15 protein-coding genes are annotated in these 15,272 nt (G+C 39.9%); 11 read left to right on the top strand and 4 right to left on the bottom strand.

Features of this window, described 5'->3' with window-relative positions; genetic code table 11:
- Positions 1 to 170: 170 nt before the first annotated feature.
- The 7 genes from MOMA_RS09715 to MOMA_RS06700 all read left to right on the top strand — a co-directional run bounded on the left by MOMA_RS09715 (position 171) and on the right by MOMA_RS06700 (position 5,496).
- Positions 171 to 512, top strand: a complete 342-nt coding sequence (locus MOMA_RS09715; RefSeq protein ID WP_009501764.1) for a hypothetical protein — start codon at positions 171 to 173, stop codon at positions 510 to 512.
- Positions 512 to 787, top strand: coding sequence for a hypothetical protein (locus tag MOMA_RS06725; protein WP_009501763.1), 276 nt, complete (start codon positions 512 to 514; stop codon positions 785 to 787). The genes MOMA_RS09715 and MOMA_RS06725 overlap by 1 nt, the downstream gene beginning before the upstream one ends.
- A gap of 6 nt (positions 788 to 793) precedes the next feature.
- Entirely contained in the window at positions 794 to 1,843 is a 1,050-nt protein-coding gene (locus MOMA_RS06720) for a hypothetical protein (RefSeq protein WP_009501761.1), read from the top strand.
- 181 nt (positions 1,844 to 2,024) lie between these two features.
- Entirely contained in the window at positions 2,025 to 2,675 is a 651-nt protein-coding gene (leuD, locus tag MOMA_RS06715; RefSeq protein ID WP_009501759.1) for a 3-isopropylmalate dehydratase small subunit, read from the top strand.
- Positions 2,676 to 2,685: 10 nt separating this feature from the next.
- A complete protein-coding gene (locus MOMA_RS06710; protein ID WP_009501758.1) occupies positions 2,686 to 3,924 on the top strand; it encodes a DNA methyltransferase in 1,239 nt (412 codons plus the stop codon).
- Positions 3,900 to 4,970, top strand: coding sequence for a 3-isopropylmalate dehydrogenase (leuB, locus tag MOMA_RS06705; RefSeq protein ID WP_009501757.1), 1,071 nt, complete (start codon positions 3,900 to 3,902; stop codon positions 4,968 to 4,970). Before MOMA_RS06710 ends, leuB begins: the two co-directional genes overlap by 25 nt.
- A gap of 88 nt (positions 4,971 to 5,058) precedes the next feature.
- Positions 5,059 to 5,496 (top strand): Mpo1 family 2-hydroxy fatty acid dioxygenase, encoded by a 438-nt coding sequence (locus tag MOMA_RS06700; protein WP_040625294.1) that lies wholly within the window; start codon positions 5,059 to 5,061, stop codon positions 5,494 to 5,496.
- A 97-nt stretch (positions 5,497 to 5,593) separates the two neighbouring features.
- Here the strand turns inward: MOMA_RS06700 and MOMA_RS06695 are convergent, their stop codons facing one another.
- Positions 5,594 to 6,304: a YggS family pyridoxal phosphate-dependent enzyme gene (locus tag MOMA_RS06695; protein ID WP_009501755.1), complete on the bottom strand. Its 711-nt coding sequence runs from the start codon at positions 6,302 to 6,304 to the stop codon at positions 5,594 to 5,596.
- Positions 6,305 to 6,541: 237 nt separating this feature from the next.
- Here MOMA_RS06695 and MOMA_RS06690 point away from each other — a divergent pair, with 237 nt between their 5' ends.
- The 4 genes from MOMA_RS06690 to MOMA_RS06675 all read left to right on the top strand — a co-directional run bounded on the left by MOMA_RS06690 (position 6,542) and on the right by MOMA_RS06675 (position 10,789).
- On the top strand, positions 6,542 to 7,591 hold the full coding sequence (locus MOMA_RS06690) for a type IV pilus twitching motility protein PilT (RefSeq protein ID WP_040625291.1): 1,050 nt from the start codon (positions 6,542 to 6,544) through the stop codon (positions 7,589 to 7,591).
- Between the two features lie 118 nt (positions 7,592 to 7,709).
- Complete coding sequence (locus MOMA_RS06685; protein WP_009501753.1) at positions 7,710 to 8,864, top strand: PilT/PilU family type 4a pilus ATPase; 1,155 nt, start codon at positions 7,710 to 7,712, stop codon at positions 8,862 to 8,864.
- Between the two features lie 91 nt (positions 8,865 to 8,955).
- A complete protein-coding gene (locus tag MOMA_RS06680) occupies positions 8,956 to 9,738 on the top strand; it encodes a 16S rRNA (uracil(1498)-N(3))-methyltransferase (RefSeq protein ID WP_009501752.1) in 783 nt (260 codons plus the stop codon).
- Between the two features lie 58 nt (positions 9,739 to 9,796).
- On the top strand, positions 9,797 to 10,789 hold the full coding sequence (locus tag MOMA_RS06675) for an EAL domain-containing protein (RefSeq protein ID WP_009501751.1): 993 nt from the start codon (positions 9,797 to 9,799) through the stop codon (positions 10,787 to 10,789).
- A 27-nt stretch (positions 10,790 to 10,816) separates the two neighbouring features.
- On the opposite strand, the gene MOMA_RS06670 is transcribed toward MOMA_RS06675, so the two are convergent.
- The 3 genes from MOMA_RS06670 to gyrA form a co-directional block, all read right to left on the bottom strand.
- Positions 10,817 to 11,929: an ion transporter gene (locus MOMA_RS06670; protein WP_009501750.1), complete on the bottom strand. Its 1,113-nt coding sequence runs from the start codon at positions 11,927 to 11,929 to the stop codon at positions 10,817 to 10,819.
- A gap of 6 nt (positions 11,930 to 11,935) precedes the next feature.
- Positions 11,936 to 12,424, bottom strand: a complete 489-nt coding sequence (locus MOMA_RS06665; protein ID WP_009501749.1) for a 2-amino-4-hydroxy-6-hydroxymethyldihydropteridine diphosphokinase — start codon at positions 12,422 to 12,424, stop codon at positions 11,936 to 11,938.
- 68 nt (positions 12,425 to 12,492) lie between these two features.
- Complete coding sequence (gyrA, locus tag MOMA_RS06660) at positions 12,493 to 15,192, bottom strand: DNA gyrase subunit A (RefSeq protein WP_009501748.1); 2,700 nt, start codon at positions 15,190 to 15,192, stop codon at positions 12,493 to 12,495.
- Positions 15,193 to 15,272 lie beyond the last annotated feature (80 nt).

Below are 15,272 nucleotides of genomic sequence, written 5' to 3'. Positions count from 1 at the left end.
AAAACTAATTATTCAAGAAAATCAGAGTTATTATGACGTAAAAAAACATGCCAAGCAACAGATAATCCGAAAAGGTGGGATAGATTTGCGAGGTTGTATGCAAGGCACAAATCCCAATGACTATCGTGATAGAAGCGATATTTTATAAATGATAAATTTTGAAGATTGTTATGAAAACACCGAAAAAAACATGGAAAAAAACACTGCTATTCATTCTGCCAACCATCACAACGTTAACCGCTTGTGTGATTCCTGTGGTGGATGATAATGGCAAAGGCGTGCCCATTGTGATTCAACCCGCCGTTATTCAAAGTCCGCAACCGACTATTTTAATTGCCAAACCAGAGAACGAAACGATTCATGTGTGTAAATTAAAAGCCTTTACCAAAACTTTTGAAAGTGAAAATTCAAACCGTGGCAAAGCAAAACTCAACGTGCAAAAACAATGCAAAGCTGAGTTTCACGCTATGTTTTGTGAAGAAAAATACATTGAATGCAAAGAGTATAAATAATGAAAGAAATAACCGAAGCCAACAAAAGAAAACAAATCATCGAGCGGTATTTGGCAAAATTGTCAAAAGATGACCCAAATTTGTATTACGCCAGTGCTTACAATGTGGCTCGTGATGTTCACCGCTTGATCAAAGAGCAGATGAATTATCTGGATGTTGATGAGCAAAATTTGGTGCGTAAATTATCTGTCGATGATGTGGCAATGATTTTGGGTTTTAATCATTCAACAAATTCAACCAACTCAAGCTCAACCAATTCAAACTCAACAAACTAAAATCTTATGAAAAAATCTTTGCGTTTATCGGAAGTTTGGTTTCGCCGTGGTTTGTGGATTGTGGCGATATTGTTTGCCTTTTTCTTGTTAGGATTGGGGCGTGCCATCATTGGTGATTTGCCCAAGGTAGAAAAAAATATTGACCAGTTGCAATTTGTGGATAAAACTCAATATCAACAAATTGAAAAAAATATCAATACGCTCCAAATTCAAGAAAATAATATTGCCAAAACCATCAGCCAATTAGAATTGGAATTAGAAACCGCACAAAATAATTTGGCAACCGCCCAAGGTTCTTTTCAAGATTGGCTACAAAGTCGTACCGCCACCGAGCGAGCTGAAGATAACCCTGAAGTAGTTTATCGCACCAAACAGTTAGAACCGTTAAGACAACAAGTTCGGTCGGTGCAAAACCAAATTGAAACTCAGTATAAAGTTAAATTAAACACCAATAACACCATACAAGATTTGATGGATAAACAGCAAGATTTATTAGAAAACGCCAATCCATTGATGCAAAGAGCGATTATTCATCAAGAATTAAAAGTATTTTTGTATCGTTTGGCGTTTACTTTACCGCTTTTATTATTGGCAGGTTGGCTTTGGAAAAATAAACGCCACAGCATGTATTGGCCCTTTGTTTGGGGATTTATATTTTTTGCACTGATTACGTTTTTTATTGAATTGGTGCCTTATTTGCCAAGTTATGGCGGCTATGTGCGTTATGGCGTGGGCGTCATTGTGGTTTTGGTGGTGGGGCGACAATTAATTTTGGCGTTAAATAATTATTTGGAGCAGCAAAAACACACAGAAACTCAGCCAGAACAATTACGCCGAAAAGTTTTGGATTATGATTTGGCATTTAAGCGTTTGACATCGGGCGTTTGTCCAGGATGCGAGCGTTCTGTGGATTTATCCAACCCGACCTTGGATTTTTGCCCGCATTGTGGGATTGGTTTGCACAATCATTGTGTTAATTGCAATGCCAGAAAAAGTGCCTTTGTGCATTTTTGTCAAGTGTGTGGTACGCCAAGTAAAATATATGATGATGAATAGATTGAATAGATGATGAATAAACAACGACTTGATTAACCATTTTTAAATGCACTTTTAAATATCCATTTTGTTATTTGCCTTTTAAAAACCGCATTTTTAAAAATATGCACTTTTAAAAAAATTCGCATTTTTAAAACAGCATTTTAATTGACACTTTTAAAAAATTTTAAGGAAAAATTTTATGAAAAAATACACTATTGAGAGCGGCATCGTCGCCCCCCTTGACCGTGCCAATGTGGACACCGATTTAATCATTCCCAAGCAGTTTTTAAAATCCATCAAACGCACAGGCTTTGGCGTGAATTTGTTTGATGAATTGCGTTATTTGGACGAGGGCTTTTTGGGGCAGGACAACGCTACACGTCCGAAAAACCCCGATTTTGTGCTCAATCAACCCCGCTACCAAGGGGCGACGATTTTGCTTGCGCGCAATAATTTTGGCTGTGGCTCAAGCCGAGAGCATGCACCGTGGGCGTTAGAAGAATATGGGTTTCGCACTGTGATTGCCTCAAGTTTTGCCGATATTTTTTATAACAATTGCTTTAAAAACGGCATGTTGCCTGTGGTGTTAAGCGAAAGCGATGTGGACGAATTGTTTAACGCGTGTTTTGCCACGGACGGCTATCAATTAACCGTGGATTTGCCCAATCAAAAAGTCATCGCCCCATCTGGCAAAGCGTACAGTTTTGATGTTGATAATTTTCGCAAGCATTGTTTGTTAAATGGCTTAGATGATATTGGTTTAACGCTACAAAATGCCGATGACATTCGAGCTTTTGAACAGCAGGCAACAACAACCAGACCATGGGTGTTTGCAACAATTGAAGCATAAATTATACATCATGGACGCCGATAATTGCTTAAAGCACTTAGCAAACAACAGCGTACAAATGGTTTATATTGATCCGCCCTACAACACCCAATCTACCAGTTTTGAATATCACGACAATTTGGCAGATTGGGACGATTTTATGGGGCAAAAATTAACCAAAACGCGAGATTTACTCAAAGACACAGGCTTTGTGTTTATTTCCATTGATGACAATAAACTGGCAGAATTGTTGGCATTGTGCTATCAAATTTTTGCGAAAAAAAATTTTTTGGGCGTTTTTATCACCCGTCAAGCCACAAGAAGCAATGCCAAACACATCAATACCACGCACGAATACATTGTGGCGTTTGCAAAAAACAAACAGCTTGCGCCTAAGTTTGCGATAAAACGCTTAGCCCTACCGTTTTATCAAAAAAAACTAAACCCACTGATTAACAAAATTAAGAAAATTTATCAGCATGAAGGCATAGATAAAGCCAATATTGCCTTAAAACAAGCCCTAAAAGAATTTGAGCCGTTAGATGAATTTTCATGGTTAAAAAATTACAATATTGTTGATGAACAGGGCGAAATTTGTTTTGCTACCGATTTGTCTACTCCAGGCGAGCCAAACTGTTTGCACATACCTGAAATTAATTTAACCTTGCAGCCGTTAAAAACCCGCGCTTGGTCTTCTAAAGAAAAAATCATAAAACTTTTTTATGCCAATAAATTGATTTTTAAAAATGGTAGACCCTATGAAAAACATTTATTAAAAAACGCAACCGACAGTGCGATGAGTTTGTTAAATTTTTATTCACGCCAAGGCAAGCATGATTTAGCAAAACTTAACATGGAAGCGTTATTTTCAACCGCAAAACCTGTTGAAATGATTAAATATTTACTTAGAATTGCCACGCCAAATCCCGATGATATCGTTTTGGATTATTTTGCAGGCAGCGGTACAACTGCGCAGGCGGTTTTGGAATGCAATCATGAGGACAATACGCACAAACAATTTATCCTGTGTCAAATTGATGAACCGATTAAACAAAATGCGTTTGCCATCAATTATCTGATAAAGCACCATTATCCGCCCAGCATTGCATCTATTACCCAGCTTAGATTAGAAAGATTAAAACAACACTTTAATTTTAGTTATGAAACTGTAACCATGAATACTGTAACCATGAATACTGTAACAACAACTTTAATCACCACAACAAACCTACAAAAGGAGCAACTATGGCAAAACACATCGCCATTTTAAACGGCGACGGCATCGGTGCTGAAATCATCGCTCAAGCCGTCAAAGTTTTGGATAAACTCATTACCCAAGGTTTAAACGCAACCTATGAATACGCCAAATTGGGCGGTGAAGCCTATGACGCTTACGGTTCGCCTTATCCGAGTGAGACGCAAACCATTGTGCATAAAGCCGATGCCGTATTGCTCGGAGCGGTCGGTTCGCCCCAATATGACACTTTGGAGCGAAATTTACGCCCAGAGCGTGGGCTTTTGGCCATTCGCAAAGATTTAAATTTGTTTGCCAATCTGCGACCTGCCATTTTATATCCAGAGCTTGCCAATGCTTCCACGCTAAAGCCTGAAATTGTATCAGGGCTTGATATGCTGATTGTGCGTGAATTAACGGGCGACATTTATTTTGGCGAGCCGCGCGGCATTGTTACCAACGACAACGGCGAAAAAGAAGGCTTTAACACCATGCGTTATTCTGAGGGCGAAATCCGCCGCATTGCCAAAGTTGCCTTTACCGCCGCCCAAAAACGTGGCAAAAAATTGTGCAGCGTGGATAAAGCCAATGTACTAGAAACCACCGAATTGTGGCGGCAAATTTTTGCACAAATGGCAAGCGATTACCCCGATGTACAATTGACCCACATGTATGTGGACAACGCCGCCATGCAGCTGGTTAAAAACCCCAAACAATTTGACGTCATCGTAACGGGCAACATTTTTGGCGACATTTTATCCGACCAAGCGAGCATGCTCACAGGCTCAATTGGCATGTTGCCGTCGGCTAGCCTAAATGAACACGGCAAAGGGCTTTATGAACCCAGCCACGGCTCAGCTCCAGACATTGCGGGCAAAGACGTTGCCAATCCTTTAGCGACGATTTTATCGCTTGCAATGCTGCTTAGATACAGTTTAAACGATGAAAGCCGTGCGGTGCAAATAGAGCAAGCGGTGCAAAAGGTGCTAAAACAAGGCTTGCGCACGGCGGACATTTATGCCGACGGCTGTGTTTTGGTGGGCTGCGCGGCAATGGGCGATGCGGTGGTTAAGCATTTGTAACATCAAAACCACGCATCGCATATCTTGCTTGGATTTTTTGCCAAAATGTGCTAAATTAGCAATCATTTCATATGAAAAGGATTTTGTGATGGCAATGTTCAAAAGCAACAAAACCTTAGCGAGTTGGCTTACTGATTACGCCGTAAGCCACCGTAACCCCACCAATAAAAAAATTCATTTTGTCTGCGTGCCGGTTATTTTTTTAACAATCGTTGCGTTGTTTTGGCTTATTAACCCATTTTTGTTGTTGGCTGTGGCATTGGGCGTATTGTGGTTTTACGCTCGCTTGTCATGGTCGCTATTTATTGCTATGTCTGTTTTTGTGGCAATTTGCGTGGCAATTGTTGCCAGCATACCCATTCATTTTGGCGGTTGGATTGCGGTGTTTGTATTGGCTTGGATTGGGCAATTTATCGGCCATAAAATCGAAGGGGCAAAACCGTCGTTTTTTGAAGATGTGCAGTTTTTACTCATCGGCCCTGCGTGGGTGGCATTAAGTTTAATAAAAAAACCAATCAATAAGTAATTATAATTTAATAAGTAATTATAATTTAATAAGTAATTATAATTTAATAAGTAATTATAATTTAATAAGTAATTATAATTTAATAAGTAAGCAATCATTAAGCATAATTCCTTGCGCCAAAAATCGCTGTCCCTACTCGCACCATGTTTGAACCTGCATCGATCGCTTGTTCAATATCGCCACTCATTCCCATTGACAAAGTGTCCCAATCGGTTGGATTGGCATGACACTGTTTCACCTTATCAAACAATTGTTTGGTTTTTTCAAAGGCGTGTTTGCTGTCTTGAGTGGGGTTTGGAATTATCATCAATCCACGCAAGCACAAATTGCCAAACTGACTGATTTTTGCAACCAAAGTTGGCAATTCTTCAGGTTGACAACCTGACTTATTGTCCTCGTTGTCAATATTAACTTGAATACAAATGTTGAGTTTTGCCAAATTTTTGGGGCGTTGTTCATTGAGACGTTGTGCAATAATCAAGCGATCAACCCCATGCACCCAATCAAAATTTTCGGCCAAATCACGGGTTTTATTGCGTTGAATGTGTCCAATATAATGCCAAATCAGTGCTTTACCTTTGGCGGTAATACCTTGCAATGCATGAATTTTGGCAAGGGCTTCTTGGACATAATTTTCACCAAAATCCCTTTGACCGTGCTTAGCCAATGCTTGTATCATCTCGCTTGGTTTGGTTTTTGACACCGCCAACAAAGTAACGTGCGATGGAATTTTTTGTTTAATTTGTTCATAATTTTGAATTAATTGTTTATTAGAAATAAAATTTAAAACAGGTTCATTGTTTGGCATATTCACTCAATCCAGATGATAAATTATATGTTAATTAAACTGTGTGCTAATTGTAACAATTTTAGCTATAATAGCAACCATTAAGCCAAAATTTTAACAAATTTTGCTAAAAAATTAAAAACCCTGCGTTTTTGTCGGTTTTTACTGGTATTTTTGGCAAATTTTGTTTATAGTAGAGAAAATTTTTTTAACCAAAACATTGCAAACCATTGCAATCAAAAAATTATAGGCAAAACCATGTCAAAAAAACTTAGCATTGATGATTTATTGCGTTTTTCAAATAAAAACAAAGCATCGGACTTGCACATTTCTGCAGGTTTGCCACCGATGATTCGCGTGGACGGTGAGATTACCAAAATCAATATGCCACCGCTTGATCATCAGACGGTTCACGGCTTGATTTATGATATCATGAATGACAAACAGCGTGCTGACTACGAAGAGTTTTTGGAGTCGGATTTTTCGTTTGAAATTCCTGAAGTTGCACGTTTTCGTGTCAACGCATTTAACCAAAACCGCGGAGCTGGTGCTGTATTTCGTACCATTCCATCAGAGGTTTTAACCATGGAACAGCTTGGCATGGGCGAGGTGTTCAAAAAAGTATCAAGCTATAAACGTGGCATTGTACTGGTAACTGGCCCAACAGGTTCTGGAAAATCAACCACACTGGCTGCGATGATTAACTATATTAATGAAAACCGAAAAGAACATATTTTAACCATCGAAGATCCGATTGAATTTGTGCATCAATCCAAAAAATCTTTGATTAACCAACGCGAGGTTCACCGCGATACCTTGTCATTTGATGCAGCACTGCGTTCGGCGTTGCGTGAAGACCCTGATGTCATTTTGGTGGGTGAGATGCGCGATCTTGAAACCATTCGTTTGGCATTGACTGCCGCTGAAACTGGCCACTTGGTATTTGGCACACTACATACCACATCAGCTGCCAAAACCATTGACCGTGTGGTCGACGTTTTTCCTGCAGCCGAAAAAGATATGATTCGTGCAATGTTGTCTGAATCGCTACAAGCGGTTATTTCTCAAGCCCTACTAAAACGCCAAACAGGCGGACGCGTGGCAGTACACGAAATCATGCTTGGCACGCCTGCAATTCGTAACTTAATTCGTGAAAATAAAGTCGCCCAAATGTACTCAGCAATTCAAACCAGTGCAGGCGAGGGCATGACCACGCTTGATCAAAGCCTGCGTGAGTGGCTAAACAAAGGCGTGATCAGTAGAGAATCTGCCCGCCAATACGCCAAACAGCCTGAAGCATTTATGTAACTTAAATTTGTAACTTAAATTTGTAACTTAAGTTTTTATGCAACCTAATCATTATTTAATTTAGATAATCTTTAAATAAATTTAATCAATATTAACCCTTAAGCCAACCGAGATTGTTATGGATTTTGATAAATTATTACAGTTAATGGTACAAAAAAACGGCTCGGATTTGTTTATTACCGCCGATGTACCGCCGTCTATGAAAGTTAACGGCGTGATTATGCCTGTTGCCAAAAATAACCTAACGCCTGCCCAATCTATGGCGTTGGTAAAAAGTCTCATGTCGCCTGCCCAACTCAAAGAATTTGAAGAAACACACGAATGCCAATTTGCAATTAACGACAAACAGAAAAACGCCCGTTTTCGTGTCTCCGCTTTTATCCAAAGAGATTGTGCAGGCATGGTTTTGCGTAAAATTGAAACCAAAATTCCAAAACCTGAAGATTTAAATTTACCACCAATCTTAAAAGAAATTGCCATGAAAAAACGTGGCATCGTGCTTTTGGTAGGTGCAACCGGTACAGGTAAATCAACCACACTGGCGGCCTTGATCGGACATCGCAACGAAAACTCGCGCGGACATATCATCAGTATCGAAGATCCGATTGAATATGTGCATGAACACAAAGGCTGTATCATTACCCAGCGCGAGGTTGGTATTGACACAATGTCGTTTGAGGCGGGGTTAAAAAATACCCTGCGCCAAGCCCCTGATGTGATTTTAATCGGGGAAATTCGTACGCGTGAAACCATGGATTATGCAATACAATACGCCGAAACTGGCCACTTGGTATTTGCTACCCTGCATGCCAACAATGCCAACCAAGCGATCGATCGTATTATTCACTTTTTTGAAGGTGAACATCAAGGACAGATTTTGATGGATTTGTCATTAAACTTGCGTGCAATTATTGCCCAACAACTTCTCCCAACGCCTGATGGTAAAGGTCGCAGAGCGGCTCTTGAGATTTTGCTCAATACGCAATTGGTTGGCGATTATATCCGAAAAGGTGAAATTCATGAGATTAAACCCTTGATGAAACGCTCGCGCGAGGTTGGTATGCAAACCTTTGATCAGGCTTTGTTTGATTTATACGAAAACGGTGAAATTACCTATCAAGATGCGATTAAATCTGCCGACAGTCCAAATGATCTGCGCTTATTAATCAAACTACAAAGCAAACATTCAGGCAAGGTTGACGACAATGACAGCAATTTTTCATTGCAAGCCGATGAAGATTACAGCAACAAAAACGTTAACTTGTTTCGTTAACAATTAACTTGTTGCGTTAACAAAAATGTGGCTAGCCACGGATTTGGTTTATAAGGTCATAAAAAGATAAAACATATCACAAAAGTAAAGTATGCGACGTTTCTTTTACACAGGTCCAGATGTATTGGCAGTTGGCAAACAGATTGAGTTGGACAACAATATATTGCAACATTGGTGCAAAGTATTGCGTGCCAATATTGGTGATAAAGCGGTTTTATTTGACGGTCAAGGTGGTGAATATATAGTTACACTAACCAAAATGAGCAAAAAAACCGCTTACGTGTCGGTTGATGATTTTTTGCCACTAAATCGCAATTTGCCCTTTAAAGTTACCATTGGGCTTGTGATGAGTCGTGGTGATCGCATGGATTACGCCATTCAAAAATCCTGCGAGATGGGTGTTTTTGCACTGCAATTACTAACAAGTCATCACAGTGAAGTTCGTCTAAAACCCGATCAAATCACCAAAAAACTCAATCATTGGCAAGGCGTGGCAAAGAGTGCTTGCGAACAATGCGGATTAAATCTTATACCAACGATTTTACCGCCGCTTGACATTCAAGATTTTATCCAAAATAACAACAAAACAGCCAAAACCAAGCACGCAAGCCAAAAAAATACGCTAAAATTAGTGCTTGCTGTGCCTGAACGTTTGGCCAGTTCACAAGTTTTTGACCACACAAAATTTGACAAAAATAGCGATTATTGTTTACTCATTGGAGCAGAAGGCGGATTGTCAGATGATGAATTGGCATTGGCGTATCAAAATGATTTTTTGGCATGGCAAATTGGTGAGCGTGTTTTGCGTACCGAAACCGCCCCTGTTGTCGCATTGACGGCTTTACAAACCTTGTATGGTTTATCAATTGCTTAGTCATATTAAATTGCTTAGCAATACTAAATTCTTAGTAATATTTTAATAAAGGTAAAAAATGTGTACTACGATTTTCAAAAAAACCGATGGCAAATACCCACTGATTTTTGCTCCCTTGTTTTTTGAAAATACCTTAAACACCAAAAAAAATATGTTACATCAGGCTTGCACCCAAAACAGCAATCAGCCTGTGTGGCTTGATAAACTTAATTTTAGCCCGCCCTTTAATAAAACTCACATACAAAGTGCTTTCACTTATGCGTTAAATGACTCACAAATTGTGGCGTTTTTTCAACCAAAGATTTATTTTAAACCGCCAGTTAACAGCAACAATCAGCCAATTTATCATTTTGAAGCCTTGATGCGCTGGCATCACCCTGTGCTTGGAATTTTATCGCCAAAGGATTTTTTGGATCAGGTTTTAGAAACTTTTTCACAACAATTGTTTGAAAATATGGTAAAACATTGCATGAATCAAGCGTTGGCGTGGCAACAACAAGGTTTTTTGGTAAAACTTGGCATTAATATCGATGCTCGCCAATTGTTACATGAAAACTTTTTAACTTTTATTCAAAAAACTGCATCAAAACAGCCTGATTTTGCCAAATTCATTGAGTTTGAATTGACCGAAACCGCTCCGATCGCCCATAATCACAATACTTTAACCACACTAAATTTTTTACACAACCACGGTTTTAACATCGCAATTGACGATTTTGGTACAGGCTATGCATCGCTTAGTTATTTGCTGAATTTTCCAATTGATTTGTTAAAATTTGATAAATTATTTATTCAAAAAATACACACAAATCCGCGTCAAATTCAAATTGTCAAAACCCTAACCAAAATGGCTCACGCTATGAATATCAAGGTAATCGCCGAAGGTGTAGAAACTCAAGCCGAACGCCAATGCCTAGAACAAATTGGCTGTGATGCCACGCAAGGGTTTGTTCACGGTCAACCCATGTCCGCTGATGAAACCACTGTTTGGCTGCAACAAACAGTCCTACAACAAACAACCCTACAACCAGCAAATGATATGACTGATTAAAAAACCTTAAATATTAATTAAGCGGTATTAATTAAGCGGATTGGCATCATCAATATCACCAAGGTTATGGAATTTATGATCGGTGGTGCTGTGATCGATGGTGTTTGGTTTTGGATCAATTTTTGGATTGATCGGTGGGTGATTGGGCGAGCCATTGTCATGCAAATGAGCCAATTGACAACCACAATTTGGACAAAAATTCAGCGAATTGGTGATTTTTTGGTTAAGTTCTAAATCTTGCTTAAGCTCCTCTACCACTCGCACGGCTTGCTCTTGAGATAAATTTAACTCACGGCGCAACCGCTCAATTGCTTCTGACTCTTCATGCACGTCCAGATTTTTATCCATAATGCTTTGACGCAACAAATTTTCTGTGCTTTTGCGCCGATGTTCAAGTTCGGTTGCCAAACCCGATGCCAAAATCCCCGCTGGCAAGGCGGCAAGTCCAACCCCCAAAATCGTAATCATTGCTCCTAAAAATTTGCCCATCATGGTTACAGGAGTTACATCACCATAACCCACAGTCGTTAACGTAACCACCGCCCACCACATGGCTTTTGGAATGGATTCAAACTCATGCGGCTGGGCTTTATTTTCTACTGCATAAATCCCGCTTGCTGATAAAATGATTAAAATCAATAAGATAAAAATCACCGCTTTAAACGACTCTTTTTCGCGTTTGATAACATTTAACAAAATGCGCAATGCCAAAAAATAACGCGTCAGTTTAAACAACCGAAGCAGTCTAAGTACAATAAGCAGGCGCAAATTTATCGGTACGAAAAAATTCAGATACGCAGGAAAAATTGCAATAAAATCAATCACAGAACCCGTGCTAAACAGCCACTCTTTGCGGTTTTGCCAAGCGGATTTTGTCTCATCAATTTCAGCAATTACCCAAAGTCGCACAAAATACTCAAGGCTAAAAATCGCAAGCGAAAACCTTTCAAAAAAATCAAAATAACCTCGATAAGTCATATACCATTCATTCACCGATGACAAAATAACCGCCAGCACATTGAGCAAAATCAAAAAAATCAAAAAATATTCAGTATAACGACTAACAGGACTGTCATACGCGTAATTTTGTAAAATATTGTAAAGTTTTTTGCGAAGATGGGTGGTAACTGGCATAGACATGGCGGTTTATTTTAATAAGTTTGGACAACAGGGCGTTTTTTGGCATAAATCCGTGTAACAGACATGGTCATAATCCGCCAAGGGCAAGCGTCTGGCAATTCCATACCAGTTGGATTGCAATTGGATAAAATCTTGATTTTTTTCATCTTTTTGTGTGTCTATGCTTTGCTGAGTTTTGATGGCAATAATGTCAATATCAAGCGTTATGTGCGGTTTTGCAAAACTTTGGCGTTTATTTTGTTGTTCTAAAACTTTGCTTAAGTTTAATAAATCTTGATATAACATCGGTTTTGTAAAACCCAGCCACAACATTTGATTGTGATACGCATTCTCATTCATGTGCAATACAGCACTTTGATAAACATCGCTCACCACCACATTGCCAAGCGTGGCAAAATACGTCCAAGCACACTGCAAATAGCAACGATCCACATTGGTTGCCAACGAAAAAATAGCCTGCTCTACCCTAAAGTTTGCCCCGATCGTGTTTGACATATCAGCACTCCTACCCATAAATTTAAAAAACCCAATGCTAAAATTGGGTTTTTTGCTAAAAACAACCACTACTCTTCTAACAGACCCTCTTCGTGCAAAACTTCCGTCAAATCCAAATCGTCATCATCTTCATTCATCGCTTCAGCTGCCACAATACTGGCTAACGTTTCGTTATCACCGAGCCGAATGAGTTTTACGCCTTGAGCAGTGCGTCCTGCAGTTATCACCTCTGCTGCACGAGTACGCACAAGTGTACCTAAATTAGAAATTAACAACAAATCTTTGCTTTCATCAATTTCAATTGCACTCACCAACTCACCATTGCGTTCACTGGTTTTAATTGCTATCATGCCTTGCGAACCACGTTTGCGTAAAGTAAAATGCTTGACAAGTGTCCGCTTTCCGTAACCATTGGCACACGCACACAACACCTCGCTATCTTCAGAGGCAACCACAAGCGACACCACGCGACTGATGACACCGCCATCATTATCAACATCTGTACTTTCTATATCTTGACTGTCATCGTCAATCGCTTCATCATCATTGACAGCAAGCAAATTGACACGCATACCACGCACACCGCGAGCAGAACGCCCCATAACCCTCACATCATTTTCAGAAAAACGAATAGCCTTGCCTGCGTTGCTAAACAGCATAATGTGTTGATTGCCATCGGTCAAATTTACCCCAATTAAGCTATCACCATCGTGCATTTCTAAGGCTTTTTTACCATTAAACAACACATTTTCAAACTCTTTTAATGCCACGCGTTTTACCGTACCGCCTGCGGTTGCCATAAAAATGTAGTGATTTTCTGGAAATTCTTTTAATGCCAAAATTGCCGAAATGTTTTCATGTTCCGCCAAAGGCAACAAATTCACAATCGGGCGTCCTTTTGAACCACGCGATGCACTTGGTATTTCATAGGCTTTTAAACGATAAACCTTGCCAATATTGGTAAAAAACAAAACCGTCGCATGATTGGAGGTTACCAACAAATGTTGCACAACATCATCTTCTTTCATACTGGTTGCAGATTTGCCACGCCCGCCGCGTTTTTGGGCTTGATAATCCGAAAGCGGTTGAGTTTTGGCATAGCCTGTTTGAGAAACAGTCAGCACAATCTGTTCTTCTGGAATTAAATCCTCACGCGTAAAATCCGCCCTTGTTGCCACGATTTGGGTTTTGCGCTCATCACCAAAATTGGCTAAAACTTCATTTAACTCATCTTTAATCACTTGCATAAGTTTGTCAAAATCTGCCAAAATGCTTTGTAATTGGGCAATTTCTGCCAAAATTTGTTTAAATTCTGCTTGGATTTTGTCTTGCTCTAGTCCTGTTAAACGGTGCAATTGCATGTCCAAAATGGCATTCACTTGGTCAGGCGACAAACGATAATGGGTATCATTATCAATTAAACCATACGGTGCGTTCAGATCCTCACCTTCAATAAAATCAGGGCGAATCGATGAACTATTTGCCATTTCGAGCATAGCAAGTACGCCACCTGACTGCCAAACATCGGTCAATAAATTATCACGGGCTTGTTGGCGGTTGGCGGATTGCTTAATGGTTTCAATGATTTTATCAATATTTGCCAATGCGATCGTCATGCCCTCCAACAAATGTCCACGCGTTAAGGCTTTTTTTAGTTCAAAAGCGGTTCTGCGCGTTACAACTTCTTGACGATGACGGATAAAACACGCAATTAAATCACGCAATGTCATGATTTTTGGCTGCCCTTCGTCCAATGCAACCATATTAATGCTAAAACTGCTTTCTAAAGGGGTTTGCAAAAACAGATTGTTAACAACAACTTCAGTGTTTTCACCGCGTTTTAAGTCAATTGCAATACGCATGCCGTCTTTGTCCGATTCATCGCGAATCTCGCTGATGCCGTCCAGTTTTTTATCGCGCACCAATTCGGCAATTTTTTCGATCAATTTGGCTTTATTGGTTTGATAAGGAATTTCACTAAAAACAATGCGTTCGCGGTCTTTGTTTGCCCCATTTTGTGCCATTTTTTCAATGTGATATTTGCCACGCAAATGCAACCGCCCTTTGCCTGTACGATACGCATCGACAATACCACTGCGACCATAAATAATACCACCTGTCGGAAAATCCGGCCCTGTGATGTATTGCATCAAGCCCTCGCCTGTAATGTGAGGATTGTCTGCATAAGCAAGGCAAGCATGAACCACTTCGGTTAAGTTGTGTGGCGCCATGTTGGTTGCCATACCAACAGCAATTCCTGTTGCACCATTGACCAATAAATTTGGAATGCGAGCAGGCAACACCGAGGGCATTTGCTCAGATCCATCATAATTCGCCTCCCAATCTACTGTGTTTTTGTCAAGATCGGCAAGCATTTGGTGGGTGAATTTTTGCATACGCACTTCTGTATAACGCATAGCAGCTGCAGGATCATCATCGACCGATCCAAAATTCCCTTGACCATCAACAAGCATATAGCGCATACTAAACGGTTGTGCCAAACGCACAATTGCATCATACACCGCGGTATCACCGTGCGGATGATATTTACCGATAACATCACCCACAACACGGGCGGATTTTTTATAGGGTTTGTTATAATCATTAGACAACTCATGCATGGCGTACAGCACACGGCGATGCACAGGTTTTAACCCATCACGCACATCTGGCAAGGCACGAGAAACAATCACACTCATGGCGTAATCTAAATAGGACTGTTTGAGTTCATCAACAATGCCAATGGGGCTAATTGAATCGGTCGTCATGGTGCTTCCTTAAATATCTTAAAAAATCCGCTTAACACAATGTTTAACGAAACACAATGTATAACGAATGTTTAACGCAA

It is taken from the genome of Moraxella macacae 0408225 (assembly GCF_000320365.1).
Classification (GTDB): domain Bacteria; phylum Pseudomonadota; class Gammaproteobacteria; order Pseudomonadales; family Moraxellaceae; genus Faucicola; species Faucicola macacae.
The sequence above is the reverse complement of the archived record's forward strand: the minus strand, read 5'-3'. Positions and strand labels throughout refer to the sequence as shown.